We start from the raw sequence: 17,605 nt of genomic DNA, 5'->3' as shown, positions 1-17,605 counted from the left end.
TTTCAAAACATTTTGAAATGAGGTGCTTTTCGCGTGTCATCACGAGACCCGTTGTCAGCAAGTCCAAGGGGCGAGGTCATTACCGCTGCCCATTCTGCGGCCACACCGGCGATGTCAAAGAAAGCCTTGGGCTGGAGCCTGGCCATCCTTGCTTTCGCCCAGCTGATCTACTCTCTTGACATTAATATCGTCTTTGTTGCGCTCCCCGAAGTGGGCCGAGCACTGGGCTTTTCGGAACAATCCCTTCAGTGGGTCGTCAGCGCCTATACGATTTTCTGCGGCGGCTTCCTCCTTCTTGGCGGACGTGCCGCAGACCAGCTCGGGCAAAAAAGGATGTTCATATCAGCACTGCTCCTGTTCGCGCTGGCCTCCTTGCTTGGAGGGCTGGCATGGAGTCCGCTGGTCATTATCCTGGCCCGAGCGCTGCAAGGTATCGGAGCCGCTTTTCTTTTTCCGGCGACCCTATCCCTTATCAACCGGCTGTATGAAGAAGGACCTAAGCGCAACCGAGCCCTCGCAGTCTGGGGCGGAGCGGGAGCCAGCGGATTGACCTTGGGCTCTCTCCTCGGCGGCATTCTGACGAACGCCATAGGGTGGGAAGCCGTCTTCTTCGTTAACGTATTGTTTGCCGGAGGTGCAGCTCTGGCGGCACTCGCTGCCATTCCGCGGGACTCCGTCCAATCCGGAAAAGGCAGCTTCGATCTGCCCGGTGCGCTGAGCTTTACCGGCGCTGCGACTTTGCTCGTGTATTGCCTCGTTCAAGGACCTGAGGCAGGGTGGGGCTCCGCCGGCATCCTGATATGCGCCCTTCTGTCCCTGGTGTTATTTCTCACTTTTGCCTGGATCGAAAACCGCACCTCCAATCCGCTGATGCCGCCGCGTCTTCTCCGGAGACGGAGCCTGGTCACAGGCATGATCATTACCTTTCTTTACATGGGTACCTTCGGAGCCATCCCCTACTTCCTGACGGTACTGTTCCAGAATGTGCATCAATTCAATGCCCTGCAAACCGGACTTGCCTTTATCGTGCCATCGCTATCCATTGCCCTTGGAACCCAATGGGGCGAAAGGCTTGCCACGCGCTACGGCATGCGCAGCACGATTCTGACCGGCATCATGATCGGCATCGCGGGCACCGCCCTCATCCCGCTGGGGGCGTATGCCGACTCCGGATATCTGCTTATCGTGCCCGGATTGATCATTTCCGGCCTCGGCCAGGGCGTCGTATGGACCGGCATGTGGATCACCGCTTCCGCGGGCGTGGCTCCATCGGAGCAGGGCGTGGCCTCGGGTATGGCCTCGACGACGCTGAATATCGGCAACGCCATCGGCATGGCCTTCCTGATCTTCATCGCCAATTCCGGTATCGCCGGTCAAAGCGGCGGCTCGCTTCTGGTCGCGCAGGCAGCAGGCGTCCGCACCGCCATGTATCTGGCTGCCGCCGGGATGATCATCGGGGGAGTCGCAGCCTTGTTCCTTCCGCGAAAAAAATAAGGGTGTTTTTATCGATCCGCCGCGCTGCTTACACGAATAATGATCTTCCCCCTGGCTCGCCGGCTTTCGCTGAGCTCATGAGCCAGGGCGGTCTCTTTTAAAGGAAACATCCGGTCGATGACCGCTCGAAGCTGCCCTTCCTCCACTAAACGGGATATCCGGTCCAAATCCGCTGTCGTGACCGGCAGCATCGCAACTTCATGAACGTCAATCTGCCCGGCGGCTGCCTGATCGGTGTCATAATTCCCCCATGTGACCGGAACCAGTGATCCTCCGGGCGTGATCACCTCCAAGAGCCGGTTTCCTTCGGTTCCGCCGACCGTGTCGACCACAAGCCGGACCGGATCAACAGCCCGAGTCCATGATCCAGACAAATAATCAGCAAATTGATCTGCCCCAAGCTCACGCAAAAATGCTTCATTTCTCCCGGAAGCCACGCCGATCACCTCGGCTCCCTTCCATTTGGCGAGCTGCACGGCGAAGTGGCCGACGCCGCCGGATGCACCGTTGATCAGCACCCTTTGGCCAGCCTTCAGGCCTCCTTGAACGAACAGCGCGTTCCAGGCCGCACAGGCCGACTGCGGAAGGGCAGCCGCCGCTTCATGGCTGATGCTGCGGGGCTTTCGTGCAAGCTGCGCTGCAGGCAGGACAGCATATTCCGCACACGCGCCGCTGTTCGCCGTCATGCCAAAAACCTCGTCACCGACCCGCAGAGACGTGACGCCCGCTCCGACCTCTTCGACGGTGCCGGAAATATCCCACCCGGGAATATACGGCAGCGGAAAACGGTCTCCCGCCATCCCCGAGCGGATCTGCCAATCTCCCGGATTGATCGATGCCGCATGCACGCGGACCAACACTTCGCGCTCGTTGACTAACGGAACCGGAACATCTTCATACTGCAGCACTTCCGGCCCTCCGTGCCGGTGATACCGGATCGCTTTCATGGTTTCTTTTCGCTGATAACCAGGCATGTTCACCTTACCTCCATGGATTGATTCTTTTCCTGCCACCCCCTACAATAGGGAAAACACGGGCCGGAGAAAATCGTCAATCATTCGCATTTGACCGTTATCCGACATCTGAGCCTCATTGTTGAATATTACATAGGTATAAAGGAGGCGGCACATGCATGGAAAACAGAGGCGTTCCGCAAGACCGGCGAAGCAGGCGCTCGGAGAATCTGCTGAAGCAGTCGTTCGCTGAGCTGATGAAAGAAAAGGGCTTTACCGCCATGACGGTTGGAAATATTGCCGAACGTGCGGATGTCAATAGGGGCACCTTTTATTCGCATTATCCAGACAAATACGCCCTGCTGGAACAATCGATCCGTGATAAGCTCCATACCCGCCTGCAGCAGCATCTGTCCCCGGATGCCGGATGGAACAGCGATCATCTTCAGATGCTGGCCGTGAACCTCCTTGAGCATTTCCGGTCCCTTCACGGTCGCTGCAGTCCGGTGGAAACGATCAATCCTGTCTTTGAACGAACGATGCAGCAGGAAATCAAATCACTGCTCACGGCCTGGCTGCAGCGGCTCAAACCGGAGGATTTCGGCTGGAACGTTCCATTGGATACCGTAGCCCTTGCGGCCAGTTGGACCCTTTACGGCGCCGCCCTCGAATGGAGCAGAGGAACAGCTGCGTGCCCCGCAGAAGAAACGGCCAGTTATATTGTCCAGTTGATCCTTCGAGGAACGGCTTAGTGGTTGCCCACATTAAAAATAAATACATACAGCAGCATTCCAAAAAATCACTGACCGAGACTGTCAGTGATTTTTGTGTATACTGCTAATAAACCGAACAAAACTTCAAAAAAATGGAGGAATGCATGATGTTTACAAGCATTAAAGATTTTGCAGCGGAATGGACCAACGAAGCGGAAATGACCCAGAAGATCATGAACGCGCTGACCGATGAATCGCTCGGGCAGGCCATAACGGACAAGCACCGGACCCTGGGCGGGCTGGCATGGCATCTCGTGGAATCCGTTCATTATATGACATCGCTCGGGCTGGCGTTTGATGCACCCGATAACAGTGACGAAGTGAAAAAATCGGCCGCTGCGCTTGCCGGCCAGTACGAGCGGGTCAGCCGGGCCATTCTCCAAGCGGTCGAGACGCAGTGGACGGACGCCAAGCTTCTGGAGACGCAAACCATCGCCGGCCAGGAGTGGAACAACGGAGGTTCGCTGCGCTTTACCCTCATGCACCAAGCCCACCACCGCGGACAGATGACCGTCCTGATGCGGCAGGCTGGATTGAAGCTGCCGGATTTGTACGGTCCGACTTACGATTCATGGGTGGAACAAGGAATGGAACCGCTCGCCTAGACGCGTTACAATGGAGCTGATACCCGGGATCGTATCCCGGGTAACTCTCTTTTACGAAAGGATTTCTCCGATGTCCAAAGCTGATAACATGCTCTCGATCCTCTGGATGCTCCGGTCCGGCAAAAAAATGACGGCGCAGCAGCTTGCCGACGAGCTGGAGATCCATGTCCGCACAGTGTACCGGTGCATTGATTCGCTCTGCGCAAGCGGCGTCCCGATCATTGCGGATTCCGGCCCGAACGGAGGATTCCAAATCCTTGGGACCTTTGCCGACTCGCCGCTCATGTTCGATGCGGAGGAGCAGAAAGCCCTCGTCCATGCTTCGGTGTTTGCCCAGGAGGCAGGGTATCCTCACACCGATGCCCTTGGCAGGGCCGTGGATAAACTGAAACGGTATACGAACGAGAAGCAGCTCACGCAAATTGAACGCCACAGCAGCGGGCTGTCCGTCCTTCAGCCGCCCATCGATTCGGAGCAAAAAGGGCGGCTGCAATGCCTTGAGGAAGCCGCTGGACAAAGGCAGACCCTCCGGATGGTGTACGGCGGCTCCAATGGAGATTCCGGAACCGGGTCGGTACGGGAGTTCGATCCTTACAGCATCATCCATTGGAAAGGGCAATGGTACACCACCGGATACTGCCATCTCCGCAAGGATTTGCGGAACTTCCGCGTTGACCGGATTGTGAGCCTGGACGTGACGGATCGGCATTTTGAGCGCCCCGAGAACTTTTCGGCCAAGGACGTTCTGCTGGAACAGCTGCTGCCGGACCCGGCTGGCGATCCTTCCCTGGTTACGGTCCGGATTCAGGCTCACGATCACGTCCTGAACGAACTGAAGCAGCACTGGCTGCTCGGACATGCACTGATTGAGCGAAGCCCAGGGGAGGCGGTATACCGGCTTGATTCCTCCTCCCTGCATTCATACGTCCCCTACTTTCTTCTTCCCTACGGAAAAGCGCTGACCATCGCCGAACCGGAATCGCTGGTGCTGCGTATGGCCGAAGTCAGCCGGGGAATCGCGGAACACTACGGATCGATGCTGTCAGGATTGCCTTCAGAGTAACCTCACCATCCTCCTGCATAATTTGATGCAGTAATTGGAATAATTAGGGTGATCGAAGGCAAAGTGTCATGCAAAGGATGATCGACCGTGGAACTCAGCAAAGGTGCAACGATGCTTCAGCATCTCCAGCATACGTCCTCTGAATTTCTTCTTCCCCGGCTCCAGGAGGCTTTTCAGCACGCGGCCGACTTCCAGGCCGTCTGCATCGGTGAATCGGACGCCGGCAAGCTGTATTTGCTGTACCTTACGACGCTTGTCGGCTCCGATCATTTCATATTCAATGTGAACCGGCAGCCGCAGGATGGTGTCCTGACCACACTGCACAGTTATTATGGCACCAGCTATTCGGCTGGTGATTTTTCCGCTTGCGAAAAAGCGGTATGTGCCGGCAAAACCGTGCTGTGCACTGCGGAGTCTGCCAACGGCCTGATTCTGGCAACAGAAAATCCGCAGCAGCGGGGGCTGCAACAGCCGCAGACGGAGAACGTAATTCAGGGGCCGATGTACGGTTTTATCGAGAACTATCAAACCAATATCTCCCTCATACGCCAGCGGATGCAAACCTCCCGTTTGAAAATTTGGGAGACCAGCGTCGGAGATCTGACCAATACGAAGGTGGGCGTGGTTTACCTGGAAGGGGTGACCGATCCGGGTCTCGTCCAATACACCTGCGGTCAAATCAGCGCCATCCAAGCAGACGGGATCCAGGAATCCGGCGAACTGCTGCGGTTCATGAACCCCGGATCCTCCCGCCTCTTCCCTGCCGCCGTCACGACGGAACGCCCGGACCGGGTAACGGCCTCCCTGTTAAACGGCAAGATTGTCGTCTTGATGGACGGAACGCCGTTTTCGATCATCGCCCCGGGGTCCTTCTTTGATTTCTGGGAATCCCCCGAAGATCAATATTTGACGCCGCTGATCGCATTATTTTTAAGGTGGCTGCGGTTCATCGCACTCATGATCAACCTGTTTTTGCCCGCCTTCTACGTGGCGGTCACTTCGGTAAACATTGATCTCAACCGTCTGGAGATCAGTCTGGCCGCGGCCGGCAGCAGGGAAGGGGTCCCTTATCCCGTGTGGATCGAGTCCCTCATCATGCTGTTTCTTCTGGACTGCATCGTTGAGGCCGGCATACGCCTGCCAAGGTCGATCAGCTCCACCGTTACGATGGTTGGCGGGGTGGTGCTGGGACAGGCGATCATTCAAGCGAATATTGTGAGCAATTTGCTGGTGATCATCGTCGCAACGACGGCGCTGACCAATTTTATCGTCGTGGATTATCAGATGGGCCTGGTTCAGCGGATTTTGAAATATTTCACGCTCGCCGGGGCCAGCGTCATCGGAATTCTCGGCATATTCATCTGCTTTGCCATTCTGGTCATCTGCCTTTCCCGCATCCAATCGTTCGGCGTCTCCTATTTGACTCCGATCGGTCCCGGTGCCCGGATCCGGTCTATGAGTCTTGGGCTGATCGGCGGTTCCCGCAAATTTTCACTCAGCTACTGGATTACCTTCGGAAGAGGGTCGAGACAATGAATCCATCGAACGAGGAACTGAAGATCTCCATGCCCCAATACTTCGTCCTGCAGATGATGGTATTCGGGGCGATCTCTTTTCATGTGTACCCTTGGCTCGTCCTGCAATCCACCACCCAGAGCTACTGGATCCCAATCCTGATCTGGATGCTGCTCGGACTGCTGGGAGCCTGGCTGTTCAGCCGGGTCCTCGCGCTGCATCAAGGAAAAGACGCTTATACGATTACAAAGCGCGTACTTGGGTGGCCGGGGGTCATTCTTTTTATCGTTCCGCTGCTTTGGTTTATGTGGAGCGCCATGGTGATCATCGTCCGGGCTCACAGCGAGATCATCTCGATGACGATCCTTCACAGCACGCCGCAGTGGTTTTTGGACGGGATGATCTTTATTGGCGTCTTTCTGGCTTTCGGGGGAATCGGTTCGATTATCCGCGCTTCCGTCCTGTTTCTGCTTGTCAGCTTTCCGCTGTCCGTCGGGCTCGTGTTGCTGGGATTTGGTGATCTCGATTTTAATCTGGGCAAACCGTGGCTCTATACCAATGGGGATTTTCTGACCAGCCCGAAATTCTACACGACATCCTTCATTTGGGCCGGCTATCTTTACTATGCGGCTTGCGGCAGATACGCCAAACAGCCGAAGAAGCTGTGGCGGCCTTATACCGTGGCTGCGCTCTGTTTTCTGCCTTTACTGGCCGCCTCCGTCTATCAGCCGGCGCTGACGTTTAGTCCGGAGATGTCAAGAATTTTGACGCTTCCTTATATCAGCAAAATGGACTCGGTAAGCTATTACTGGTTGGTGATCGAAAATTTAACCGCCGTATTTATCGTCAGCTCCATCCTCTATTTGTTTTTATTGCTTGCCCTGATCCTGAACTGCATCGTAACGGCAATCAAGGCGGTATTTCCCAGCTGGAACGAAAAGCTGCTGTATGTGCTGGCAGGAGTCACGGCATACGCCGCCATCCGGCTTATTCCTTCATGGGAATGGGTCGAAAGAGCCGTGGAGTGGGATACGGTTCTACGCCTCTACTTAATGTATGGCTTTCCTATGGCTGTGCTGGTCAAGTCCTTCATTTCCAACAAGATGAGGGCCCGCCAATGAGCAGACGCGCAGCCCGATGCCTGGCCATCTTATGCCTGCTTCTCTTCCTCCCCGGCTGCTGGGATGTCAAAGATGTCGACAACCGGCTCCTCGAGACCGCGATCGGTATCGAGCCGGCCGACGGTGACCGGGTGCGGGTCTGGATGAGGTTCCCACTCCCTCAGTCGCAGGACGGAGCCCATAAGGATTTTTTCGTCATCAAGCAGGAAGGCAGCACCGTGATTGAAGCCATAGACCAGCTCCGGTTAAGGCTGCCCAAAAGCCTGGATATGTCGCAGAACCAGTCGATCTTTCTGGATCAGGCACTGGCTAAGAAAGGATTCATGCCCTATTTGGAATTCACGATCAGGGACCGGACCGTTCCTCTGGATTCGTTAATTGCGATTACGACAGGCGGCATGAAGTCGATATTTGAACGTCCCAACCCGACGGGCGAGCTCTCGGGTATCTACACGAAGCTGTTTTTTGAACGCTATGCCGGCGGAACCTCACAAAAAAACGTCGTATCGCTATGGGAAATTTTCAGAGGTTACTATGATCCGCTCGAGGAATGCCTCGTGCCTGTATTGGTGACGGATTCCGAAACGATATTCCGAGTCGCGGGCAATGCATTCTTTAGAAATGACGCCATGGTCGGCATGATCTCTCCGGAGGAAACCCTGATTTACGAAATCGTTACGAGCAAGATGTCCCCCTTCGAAATCGAAACCGCGGATAAAATGAACCTTAAAATTCTGAATTCGAGTGCCGATATCGACACGGACATGAACAATGGCAAGCCCGTCATCCGCATTCATGCCAAGCTCTCGATGACCCTCATGGATTCCGCCCGCGGGATCGACATCAAGGCAAAGCATCTGGAAGCTTCCATTAACCGCCTGATTGAGCAGCGGGCAGCCGCTGTATTCCGGATGACGCAGGCGCAGGAATCCGACATTTTTGGGCTTGGCAACCGCTTCAGAGGAAAGGTCCCGCCCAGCCAATACGACCGGTGGTCCAAGCTGTACTCGAAAGCGACCCTGGAGTTCAAGCTGGATTCCGAGCTGAAAAACACGGGCCTTCAGCTGAGACGCAGGCCGTTCATTAATCCGTCCAAGGAAAAGTAGGAAACGAAACAGGGGCTGCTTCACAATAGAAGCAACCCCTGTTTTATCATTACCGATCATCCCTGCTCTTCTATGCTTCAATTCCCGTATAGCGAAAATGGGAAAAGTCCGCATAGCTTCCCCCAAAGGTCTGCATATCATGGACAGCGATACCGACAAAGTTGCCGGTGAAGCCGCCGCAGAGGAAGCGGATGTCCTGTTCTTCAAACAGCGGGACCCAATCCTGCCCCGGGCTGAACCGGCCATAGAACCGTCCGCGGATGCCTTGGACTTCCACGGCCAATTGAACGGTTTCCCCGGCATTCACCGGAATCATGTCCGGAATAACGGTGAACGCATCATCCGCGCAGCGCATGAGCCGGATCACCTTGCCCAGCTCTTCGTCCTGCGTCACATAAGCATACAAATAATTTTCATCGTTCAAATAAAGCATCAGCCCGGCCATCTGCAAATAGCTTGCTGGCTCGAACTCCAGCGACGTCTCGGCCCGGAAATGGATATCCGCCTGCCGGACGGCCACAATGTGGTGATGAAACAGGCTTTGCGGCGATTCCCCGGAATGCAGGCGGAGATACCCCCGGCGCTCCGACAGCGAGCACCAGGATGGGTCCGCCGGTATGCGGAGCGTATTCCAGGCTTTGGCAAGCTCCGGTCCGTCAAAGGTATCCTCAAACAAGCTCCGTTCAGCGGCCGTCTTGACCTCTGCCGGCGTGATCCCTTTCGGACGCGGGACCTCCATCTGCGGGGAATTCCCACCGGCGGTCAGGCGAAGCCAGCCTTCCTCGTCCCAGTACACCTGCTGCAGTGCCGTTTCCCGGCCAAGGAGCGCGTACTGGCCTTCAACCGGACGCGTGCACAAATGGGCCATGTACCATTCCCCTTGCGGCGTCTGGATCAGGCTGCCGTGGCCGGCACACTGCAGCAGGAGCTCCGGGTTGTCCCGGGAGGTCAGCATCGGATTGCGGGGGTCCACTTCGTAAGGGCCCATCAAGCTGCGGGAACGGGCTACCGTCACGGCATGGCCGCTCCCGGTGCCGCCTTCGGCCGTAACCAGGTAGTAATAGCCTTGATGCTTATAGATATGCGGCGCTTCGGTCTTCTTCAGATCCGTCCCGTCAAACAGCTTGAACGGTTTACCAACTAGCTTCTGCTGCTGCGGATCATACTGCTGAATAACGATGCCGCTCGATTTATTCCCTTCCGGAATACGGTAATCCCAGATTTCGTTCAGCAGCCATTTCCGCCCATCTTCGTCATGATACAGGCTCGGATCGAAGCCGCTGCTGTTCAGATAGACCGGCTCGGACCAAGGCCCGTGAATCGAAGGCGCCGTAATCAAATAATTGTGAACGTCTTTAAATGGGCGTTTGGTGCTTTTCACATCGGTATAAATGAGGTAAAACAACCCGTCATGGTAGCTGAGCTGAGGCGCCCAGATGCTGCAGTTCTTCGGATTTCCCCGCAGGTCGACCTGATCGGTCAGCACGTCGGTGCAGTGCTCCCATACCGCCAAATCCTTGGAGGCATATACCCTTACGCCAGGGAGCCACTCGAAGGAAGACACCGCGATATAATAAGTGTCCTTTGCCCGCACGATGCACGGATCCGGATTAAAGCCCGGCAGCACCGGGTTTCGAATGGTTCCCGTTTGGGTGGATATGGTCATGCTCTTCCCTCTCCTTTTCGCTTCCAAAAGTCCGTTCCGGCAAAAACTTGCTCCTTCTGCGGAGCCCCTTCCAGCGTCTCCTGATAGACCGCCCACCCGGCCCGCTGTCCTCCCGGAGCCGGTGCTGCCGGATCAAAGCGGGTGCCGAATTCCCGGTACCTGGCCGTCAGCCGCCGCCCCGGATCGTTCCAGTCGTCCCAGCCCAGCGGTTCGATATGTCCGCCCATCCGGCAGTCGACGTAGTCAGTGCGTGCATATTCGCGCCACGGCCTTCCCAGATACACGCCCGATACGCCGGGCTCTGCCGTCAAATAACAGAGGTTAAAGACATACCCGTATTCCTGCCCCGCGGGAGTAGAAGCCGCGGCGATATAACCGGCATGCCCGCCCGAATGGCGCAGGCTGCGAATCTCGCAGCGGTCAAAGAAGGCGGCCGCGCCGCCGAATATAAAATCCACCGTCCCTTCGATACGGCAGTATTCGTACACCTGGCGGTACTCTCGGTGATACTCCCGGAGCGGGATTCCTCCAAACACGCCGCCATGCTTGGGCGCAGGCGGAAGCGGTCCGGTAAACAGCGTGTCCTGGTGCCCTTTAAAGGTGCAGTAGCGAAAAACCGTTTCGTCGCAGTGCGCGTAGACCGCCACGGCCTGGCCGATGTCCTCGCCCTGCCCGGCCGAATTGGTCACGACCAAATTCTCGATCAGCAGCCGTCGGCCGCCAAGGAACAGCGTCGGCGTTGCAAATGTGCCAATCTCATTCCCGTCCTCGTCCAGTTCCTTGGCATACCGGCCCTTCGTGATTTCCACATATCCGATGCCGATCACGGCCAGATCGGACCGGTATATCCGTACCGCTTCCTCATAGACACCCGACAGGATGTACAGGGTTTCGGGCCGCTGCGGATCTTGCTTCTCCAACGCATCCACCGCTTCCTGAATCGTCGGATAATCGCAGTGGTCCAGCTTTCCTACAATCATGACCTTCCCCCTTTCGTTTCGGGCTGCGGCCATTGCTTACAAGTGTTCCGCCAAAAATCCCTGCCAGCGGGCCCGCATTTCAGCCGTCTCCATATGGCCGCCGCCGGTCATGACCGTCTGCCAATGCTCCTCCTGTCCGGCGGCCCGGTATACCTCCCGCAGGCCTTCGGCCAGCAGCACGACGCCTTCCTCCGGTGTCAGCCGGTCGGTGCGCCCGGTCAGGCTCATCCTTGGCCGCGGGGCGATCATGGCTTGGATTTCCAGCGTCGTGAAGTGCTTCAGCAAGCCCGGAACGTAGTAGTAGAAGCCGTGGTGATCCAGCCCGCGCTTCTTCATCAAGGTATGCGCATCCACCTGTCCGCAGATGTCCACGGTCACCTTGATCCGCTCGTCCAGCGCCGCCAGCCACCAAGCCATCATCCCGCCCATGGACATGCCGAGGGTCGCGACCCGCGAGGCATCGATATCTTCCCTGGAGCACATGTAATCCAGCATCCGCCGGTTGTCATACAGCATCATGCCCCACATGACGCGCCCCTGCCATAACATTTCCTTGACGATTTCGCTCTCCGTCTTACCCGACCGCTCATGGAAGCCCCACATGTCGATACAGCAAACGGCATAACCCATACCTGTCAGTGTGCTGGCAAAAGACGGCTGCTGCAAATACGAGCTGCCGCTGATCAGCTCCCTGCGTCCGTTTGTGTAATTGCCGCCATGCGAGTGATTGAAAACGACGAGAGGATAGGGACCCTCTCCGTCGATAGGAAGTGCGACATAGGCGGGCACCCGTTCCAGTCCGTTTAAATCCAGCAGCAGCGTCTCCAGCCTGTACCCGTCCTTCTCTTCCTGCTTGAGCAGCTCCGCCTGGATAGGCCGGTCCTCCGGCATATCGCCCAGCAGCTTCTTCAACCGTTCCCTCATCATTGGTTAAACCTCCTCTTCGCTGAGATCCTCCTCTTGCGGAACTACGCTTACCTGTTTTACAAGCTGTTCCGGCACCTTCGTATCCTTTGACCGGCACTGCTGCCATTCCACATCTTCACCGTTCTCGACGTAGAAAGCCGGCCCTTCGTGGCCGCCAACCGTGACCCGGTCAAACCGAATGTCCCTCACATTGCCTAAATAAAAGCCGCGCGCTTTCATATCCTGGATGCCGGACATCATGGCCGGACGCCCCGGAACGGGGTTCTCCGCCATGGAAATATCGATGTCGGCAAACGTTAATTCCGAAATATACCTTTCCGCAAGACCATAAACAAACCCTGCCGCCGCATGTACGTTTCTTGCGGTAATATTCGAAAAGTGAATCCGCCGGAACGTCGGCGTTTCCAGGGTGACCGGATAAGGCCGCTTATCCCAGACGTACTTGTCCTTGCCCCGCGGTCCGCAAAAATAATACAGGTTCAAAATGAACGGGCAGATGACTTCCTCCATGACGATGCCGCTGACCCGGATATCCTCCACCGTTCCTCCGCGCCCCCGCCGCGATTTCAGCCGGATGCCGCGGTCGGTGTGCTTAAAGATGCAGTTGCTGATCACGACATTCCGGATGTCCCCGCTCATTTCGCTGCCAAGCACGACGCCGCCGTGGCCGTGGATCATCGTACAGTTCGTGATCGTGATGTTCTCGCATGGTACCCGCTGCGCCGTGTCCTCCGTACCGGCCTTGATGGCGATGCAGTCATCGCCGACGTCGATGTGGCAGCCGCTGATCCGCACGTTCTGGCACGACTCCGGGTCGATGCCGTCAGTATTCGGTGAATCCGCGGGATTGTAAATCGAGACGTTGTCGATCGTCACGTTGTCGCAGAGAATCGGATTGACCGTCCAGCTCGGGGAGTTGATCAGCGTGACGTCGCGGATTGTCACCCGGGTGCAGCGGTCGAGGCTGATCAACTTCGGCCGGGGGTGGGTCAGCTCCTCCGGGCGGCTGCGCATCTTGTCCCACCAGGGCTGGCCGTTGCCATCCAGCGTGCCGCTGCCGGTAATGGACACGTTCTTCAGCCCGTGTCCGTACACACAGGAGGCGTGCACCTCACGCAGCACCCCTTCCCAGCGGGAAGTCACGACCGGATAATCCGCCGGATCGGTGCTGAAGGACAGGACCGCCCCCGGGTCCAGCCTCAGCTCGATGTTGCTGCGCAGGAGGATGGCCCCGGTCAGGTACGTGCCTGCGGGGACGAACACAGTCCCGCCGCCCGCGGCATCCGCTGCCTCGATCGCCGCAGCGATGGCCCGGGTCGCCGGCTCGGCGCCGCCGGGCACCGCCCCGAACTCGGTGATGCTGTACCCGCTCATGGCTGTTCTCCTTTCGCCGCAGCGGCCGGAATCCTGGCCTCGTATTCGCCGCAGGCCTGCAGAAACGCCCCCAGCCCCTTCTGGTCGTTGGTGATGATCGGCTCGCTGATGTAATAGGCGTACGTGCCGTCGCGCCGGTCGGCTCCGCCCAGCCCGGCCACCTGGCAGTTTTTGTTCAGGTTCAGCCAGCCTTCCTTCGTCTCCAGCACAAACTCCTCCAGCAGCCCCCGATACGCTCTGTCTAGGCTGTCCTGCCATTCCTGCGGTGCAAGCACGCCGAGGCGAAGCCCTTTCGCGATGGCATAGGTGATCATGCTGGAAGCCGAGGCCTCCAAGTAATTCCCCTTGCGGCCGCCCTCATTGACCACCTGGTACCAGACGCCGCTGCCCGGATCCTGATAGGATCTCAGCGCACGCAGCGTATCGCTCAGCATGCGCTTCAGCTCCGGATAATCGGGATGGCTTGCCGGCAGCAGTTCCAGGCTGTCCGCCAGCGCCATGACGAACCAGCCAAGGGATCTTCCCCAGAAATTTGGAGATAAGCCGGTGGCCGGGTCGCACCACGGCTGGGCTTTTTTCTCGTCCCAGGCGTGATACAAGAGCCCGGTGGCCTCATCCTTCGTATGGAGCTCGCACAGCTTGAACTGCTTCGTCACGTCGTCCAGTCCCGTCCCGTCTTCAAACGTCAGCAAATATTCCAAGTAGAAAGGCGAGCCCATATACAGGCCGTCCAGCCAAATCTGGTAAGGATAAATTTCTTTATGCCAGAATGCCCCTTCCGACGTCCGGGGATGGGAAGCCAGCTGGGATCGCAGCAGCCCGGCGGCCTGCTTGTACTTTTCCTCCCCCGTCTCCCGGTACAGGGTGAACAGCAGCTTGCCGTTGTTGATATGGTCGATGTTGTATTCTTCGGGGCTGTACCCGCGGATGCTCCCGTCTTCCTGAATAAAATGGTCCATGTTGTCCCGGATATAATCCCAATACCGGCGGTCTCCCGTCTGCTTCCAGAGCAGCTCGAAGCCCTTGAGCACCACGCCGTAATCATACGACCACTTGCCTTCATATCCCTTACCCTCGTACAGCTTCGGCGTCCGTGCCATGATGGACTCGGCCATGCGCTGCGCCGCGTTGAATGTCTGCATGCTGATCCTCCTCGGATAAAATTTCCGGCTTTCTCTGATAAAATTTCCATCTTCGCCGGGGATTGCTTTTTTTACACCCTGCCGTCTTGGAAAAAACACAGTCCTAACCCCCATGCAGGCGGGATAGGACCTGTTGCCGTCTCCTAGCGTATGGCTCAGCCGTTATTTTTGCTGAGTGGCTTTGTAAGCGGCCTCATATTCCTCGATAATTTTGCTGCCGCCGGATTTCTTCCAGTTCTCCACCGCAGCTTTGAATTCGTCCAGGTTGATTTTGCCGAGAATGTATTTGTAAGTCGCATCGGTGATGATCTTTTGCAGCTCAGAGCCCTGTGTCGTGTACGTTTCGGATTCCAGGGAATATGCCGGGTTCAGCACCCCGTATTTTGCATTTTCCTTGATCAGCTTGTCGGCCTCGGCCTTCAGCGGATCGGCGTCATGGATTTTGTAGCCCGTTTCGCTCGGACGGGAAGAGGCAAACGGCTGCACTTCCTGCTGCCACAAATCGGTATTGGTAATCGTAACCGCGTCATTCGCATCCACGGTATAATGGACGCCTTCGATTCCGTAAGTCATGAGGGCGTACACATCGTCGTCCATCAGGTCGTTGACGAATTTCAGAACGCGCTTCAGCTCGGCTTCATCCTTCACTTCGGATTTCGGGAAAGCCAGCAGTCCGCCGATTCCGTTGTTCGCCGCCCAAATCGCGCGGTCGCTTTCGTTGCCTGTCGATGTAATGTTGTTGACCAGGGCGAGCTGCATGTTATCCTGAACGCCCTTGGCCATATTCAAGAGGTTCTTCCCGTCAAACAGGGCGCCGACGTAAATTCCGGCTTTGCCCTGGGCGAATTTTTGCTGTTGGTCGGTCTTGGCGGTCACCGCAAAGTCTTGATTGATATATCCTTTTTCGTACAGTGTCTTCATGTAATCCATCGTTTTGACGTACCCTTCGGTTTCGAATTCGGGGATCATTTTCCCGTCATCCGTCACCTGCCAGTTATTCGGCGTGCCGAAGTATGACCCCAGCGTCTTAAAGGCGCCGTAGATCAGATCGCTCCGGTCCATGAAGCCCGTCGTATCCTTCTGTCCGTTGCCGTCCGGGTCCTGCTCGGTGAACGCTTTGGCGACGTTCATCAGCTCATCGGTCGTCTTCGGCACGGACAGTCCAAGCTTATCGAGCCAGTCCTTGCGGATGACGACGCCGTTGCGGGCGAGATCCTTCTGGAAAGGCACGCCGTACAGCTTGCCGTCGATCGAAGCCGATCTCCGCATATCCTGCGAAATTTTCGCCAGGTTCGGGAACTCGTCCAGGAACGGTTCAACCTCCCAGAACATGCCAGACTTCAGGGCGTTGCGCACGGAGGAATTGTCGAGAATGGTGAGCGTAACGATATCCGCCAGGGAATCGGACGCCAGCGACGTATTGATGCGTTCTTCCTTGGAAGCATCCGGAATCCACGAAAATTTGATATCCGTCCCGGTCTTCTCCTCAATTTTGTTCAGCACCGTATCGGTCGGCGGCGACGCCGTGTGCAAAATGTTCAGCCACGTAATCGTCGTCTTCTCGTCACCTGCCGCAGCGCTGCCTCCCGAGCCCTGGGCCGTTTCCCCCTTGCCGCCTCCCCCGCCGCAGGCCGAGAGCAGCAGCCCGCAGACCAGCGTAAACGCAGCCATCTTGCTTACCATTGGTTTCATGTGCCATTTCCCCTTTTCTATTATCCTTTGGATTGATCCCACATCCGTGGATGGATCCCACACCCGCCGTGCCTTGATTAGTACACGCCGTCCTCGCCGAACTTCTTCGCCAGCCGGTTGGATGCCATGACCAGCACAAGTCCCACCAAGCCCTTGAACAAGCCTACCGTTGTACTGAAGCTCAGCTGTCCGTTCTTCAGTCCCGCCGTATAGATGTAGGTGTCGAAAATTTCGGCCACCTCGCGGTTCAGCGAATTGAGCAGCAGGTACATATGCTCGAACCCCAGATCAAGCGTGCTGCCGATCTTGAGAATGAGCAGGGTGATGATGACCGGTCGGATCGCCGGCAGCGTCACGTGCCACGTTTTGCGGAACCGTCCGGCTCCGTCCATTTCGGCTGCTTCGTACAGCTGAGTGTCCACCACCGTGATCGCAGACAGATAAATAATGGTGGACCAGCCGAGCTCCTTCCAGATGATCTGCCCGATGTACACGGTGCGCAGCCATTCGGGAGCGGTCAGGAAGCTGATTTTGTGCCCGCCCAGCCTGGCGATCAGCTCATTCAGCACGCCTCCGTCCACGGTGAGGAATACGTAGGTAATGGAGACGATGATGACCCAGGACATAAAGTGCGGGATGTAGATGATGGTCTGTACCCAGTTTTTGAACAGCCGGTGCCTGACCTCATTCAGCATCAGCGCCAATATAATGGGAAGCGGAAAAAAGATCACGATGTTGAGTGCAAACAGAATCAGCGTGTTGCGCAGAAGCATGAAGAACGTCGGTTCTGTAAACAAGCGGACAAAGTGCTTCATTCCGACCCAAGGGCTGCCCGTGATCCCCTTGAAAGGCTGGTAATCCTGAAAGGCAATGACGAGACCGCCCATCGGCAGATACTTAAAGATGATGAAATACAACACGCCGGGCAAAATCATCAGGTACAGCAGCTTGTGACGTTTGATACGGTCCAGAGCGGTGTCCGTCCGTACCTTCCTGGCCGGTTTGACATTCATGTTCATGACGGCCGTGTTCGAGTCCTTCACCAGGTCGACCTCCTTGTAAGCGTTTCCTGTTACGACTCCAGCTTAGGCCGTTTTGGGAATTCCGTACATAATCATTTCATTGACACCGGCCATAAAACCGCATAACGGCGCCATTTCCGCCTTCCGCATCTCAGCTGATGATTACGGATTG

General features: G+C 56.6%; 15 protein-coding genes. 7 read left to right on the top strand and 8 right to left on the bottom strand.

Annotated elements, in window-relative coordinates; translation table 11 throughout:
* Nucleotides 1-33: 33 nt before the first annotated feature.
* Nucleotides 34-1,494, top strand: coding sequence for an MFS transporter (locus tag GCU45_RS24485; protein WP_208837067.1), 1,461 nt, complete (start codon nucleotides 34-36; stop codon nucleotides 1,492-1,494).
* A gap of 8 nt (nucleotides 1,495-1,502) precedes the next feature.
* Here the strand turns inward: GCU45_RS24485 and GCU45_RS24480 are convergent, their stop codons facing one another.
* Nucleotides 1,503-2,468: an NADP-dependent oxidoreductase gene (locus tag GCU45_RS24480; RefSeq protein WP_152401189.1), complete on the bottom strand. Its 966-nt coding sequence runs from the start codon at nucleotides 2,466-2,468 to the stop codon at nucleotides 1,503-1,505.
* Nucleotides 2,469-2,626: 158 nt separating this feature from the next.
* On the opposite strand from GCU45_RS24480, the gene GCU45_RS24475 reads away from it, so the two are divergent.
* From GCU45_RS24475 to GCU45_RS24450, 6 genes are all read left to right on the top strand, one after another.
* Complete coding sequence (locus GCU45_RS24475; protein ID WP_152401187.1) at nucleotides 2,627-3,199, top strand: TetR/AcrR family transcriptional regulator; 573 nt, start codon at nucleotides 2,627-2,629, stop codon at nucleotides 3,197-3,199.
* Between the two features lie 125 nt (nucleotides 3,200-3,324).
* Nucleotides 3,325-3,825: a DinB family protein gene (locus GCU45_RS24470; protein WP_341874524.1), complete on the top strand. Its 501-nt coding sequence runs from the start codon at nucleotides 3,325-3,327 to the stop codon at nucleotides 3,823-3,825.
* A gap of 70 nt (nucleotides 3,826-3,895) precedes the next feature.
* Complete coding sequence (locus GCU45_RS24465; RefSeq protein WP_152401185.1) at nucleotides 3,896-4,888, top strand: helix-turn-helix transcriptional regulator; 993 nt, start codon at nucleotides 3,896-3,898, stop codon at nucleotides 4,886-4,888.
* An 87-nt stretch (nucleotides 4,889-4,975) separates the two neighbouring features.
* Nucleotides 4,976-6,424, top strand: coding sequence for a spore germination protein (locus GCU45_RS24460; RefSeq protein ID WP_152401183.1), 1,449 nt, complete (start codon nucleotides 4,976-4,978; stop codon nucleotides 6,422-6,424).
* The gene (locus tag GCU45_RS24455; RefSeq protein WP_152401181.1) at nucleotides 6,421-7,524 is read left to right on the top strand and encodes a GerAB/ArcD/ProY family transporter; all 1,104 of its coding nucleotides are present in this window, start codon (nucleotides 6,421-6,423) and stop codon (nucleotides 7,522-7,524) included. Before GCU45_RS24460 ends, GCU45_RS24455 begins: the two co-directional genes overlap by 4 nt.
* Nucleotides 7,521-8,630: a Ger(x)C family spore germination protein gene (locus GCU45_RS24450; protein WP_167527209.1), complete on the top strand. Its 1,110-nt coding sequence runs from the start codon at nucleotides 7,521-7,523 to the stop codon at nucleotides 8,628-8,630. Before GCU45_RS24455 ends, GCU45_RS24450 begins: the two co-directional genes overlap by 4 nt.
* 70 nt (nucleotides 8,631-8,700) lie before the next feature.
* Here GCU45_RS24450 and GCU45_RS24445 read toward each other — a convergent pair whose 3' ends face one another.
* From GCU45_RS24445 to GCU45_RS24415, 7 genes are all read right to left on the bottom strand, one after another.
* Nucleotides 8,701-10,296 (bottom strand): glycoside hydrolase family 43 protein, encoded by a 1,596-nt coding sequence (locus tag GCU45_RS24445; RefSeq protein WP_152401178.1) that lies wholly within the window; start codon nucleotides 10,294-10,296, stop codon nucleotides 8,701-8,703.
* Entirely contained in the window at nucleotides 10,293-11,276 is a 984-nt protein-coding gene (locus tag GCU45_RS24440; protein ID WP_152401176.1) for a pectinesterase family protein, read from the bottom strand. Before GCU45_RS24440 ends, GCU45_RS24445 begins: the two co-directional genes overlap by 4 nt.
* 36 nt (nucleotides 11,277-11,312) lie before the next feature.
* A complete protein-coding gene (locus GCU45_RS24435; RefSeq protein ID WP_152401174.1) occupies nucleotides 11,313-12,203 on the bottom strand; it encodes a dienelactone hydrolase family protein in 891 nt (296 codons plus the stop codon).
* Between the two features lie 3 nt (nucleotides 12,204-12,206).
* A complete protein-coding gene (locus GCU45_RS24430) occupies nucleotides 12,207-13,577 on the bottom strand; it encodes a glycoside hydrolase family 28 protein (RefSeq protein WP_152401171.1) in 1,371 nt (456 codons plus the stop codon).
* Entirely contained in the window at nucleotides 13,574-14,719 is a 1,146-nt protein-coding gene (locus GCU45_RS24425) for a glycoside hydrolase family 88/105 protein (RefSeq protein ID WP_152401169.1), read from the bottom strand. The genes GCU45_RS24430 and GCU45_RS24425 overlap by 4 nt, the downstream gene beginning before the upstream one ends.
* Nucleotides 14,720-14,881: 162 nt before the next feature.
* Entirely contained in the window at nucleotides 14,882-16,411 is a 1,530-nt protein-coding gene (locus GCU45_RS24420; RefSeq protein ID WP_152401167.1) for an extracellular solute-binding protein, read from the bottom strand.
* A gap of 77 nt (nucleotides 16,412-16,488) precedes the next feature.
* Complete coding sequence (locus GCU45_RS24415; RefSeq protein ID WP_373309525.1) at nucleotides 16,489-17,454, bottom strand: ABC transporter permease; 966 nt, start codon at nucleotides 17,452-17,454, stop codon at nucleotides 16,489-16,491.
* Nucleotides 17,455-17,605: the final 151 nt, after the last annotated feature.

The sequence above is a fragment of the Paenibacillus cellulositrophicus genome, from assembly GCF_009363095.1.
In the GTDB taxonomy this organism is placed as follows: domain Bacteria; phylum Bacillota; class Bacilli; order Paenibacillales; family Paenibacillaceae; genus Paenibacillus_AQ; species Paenibacillus_AQ favisporus.
Note: the sequence above shows the minus strand (reverse complement) of the source record. Positions and strands in the feature narration are given on the sequence as shown.

Bases quoted from the DNA above. Each gene is read 5' to 3' on its own strand.
- GCU45_RS24480 (WP_152401189.1), bottom strand. From the start codon at position 2,468: ATGCCTGGTTATCAGCGAAAAGAAACCATGAAAGCGATCCGGTATCAC.
- GCU45_RS24475 (WP_152401187.1), top strand. From the start codon at position 2,627: ATGGAAAACAGAGGCGTTCCGCAAGACCGGCGAAGCAGGCGCTCGGAG.
- GCU45_RS24470 (WP_341874524.1), top strand. From the start codon at position 3,325: ATGATGTTTACAAGCATTAAAGATTTTGCAGCGGAATGGACCAACGAA.
- GCU45_RS24465 (WP_152401185.1), top strand. From the start codon at position 3,896: ATGTCCAAAGCTGATAACATGCTCTCGATCCTCTGGATGCTCCGGTCC.
- GCU45_RS24455 (WP_152401181.1), top strand. From the start codon at position 6,421: ATGAATCCATCGAACGAGGAACTGAAGATCTCCATGCCCCAATACTTC.
- GCU45_RS24450 (WP_167527209.1), top strand. From the start codon at position 7,521: ATGAGCAGACGCGCAGCCCGATGCCTGGCCATCTTATGCCTGCTTCTC.
- GCU45_RS24445 (WP_152401178.1), bottom strand. From the start codon at position 10,296: ATGACCATATCCACCCAAACGGGAACCATTCGAAACCCGGTGCTGCCG.
- GCU45_RS24440 (WP_152401176.1), bottom strand. From the start codon at position 11,276: ATGATTGTAGGAAAGCTGGACCACTGCGATTATCCGACGATTCAGGAA.
- GCU45_RS24435 (WP_152401174.1), bottom strand. From the start codon at position 12,203: ATGATGAGGGAACGGTTGAAGAAGCTGCTGGGCGATATGCCGGAGGAC.
- GCU45_RS24430 (WP_152401171.1), bottom strand. From the start codon at position 13,577: ATGAGCGGGTACAGCATCACCGAGTTCGGGGCGGTGCCCGGCGGCGCC.
- GCU45_RS24425 (WP_152401169.1), bottom strand. From the start codon at position 14,719: ATGCAGACATTCAACGCGGCGCAGCGCATGGCCGAGTCCATCATGGCA.
- GCU45_RS24420 (WP_152401167.1), bottom strand. From the start codon at position 16,411: ATGAAACCAATGGTAAGCAAGATGGCTGCGTTTACGCTGGTCTGCGGG.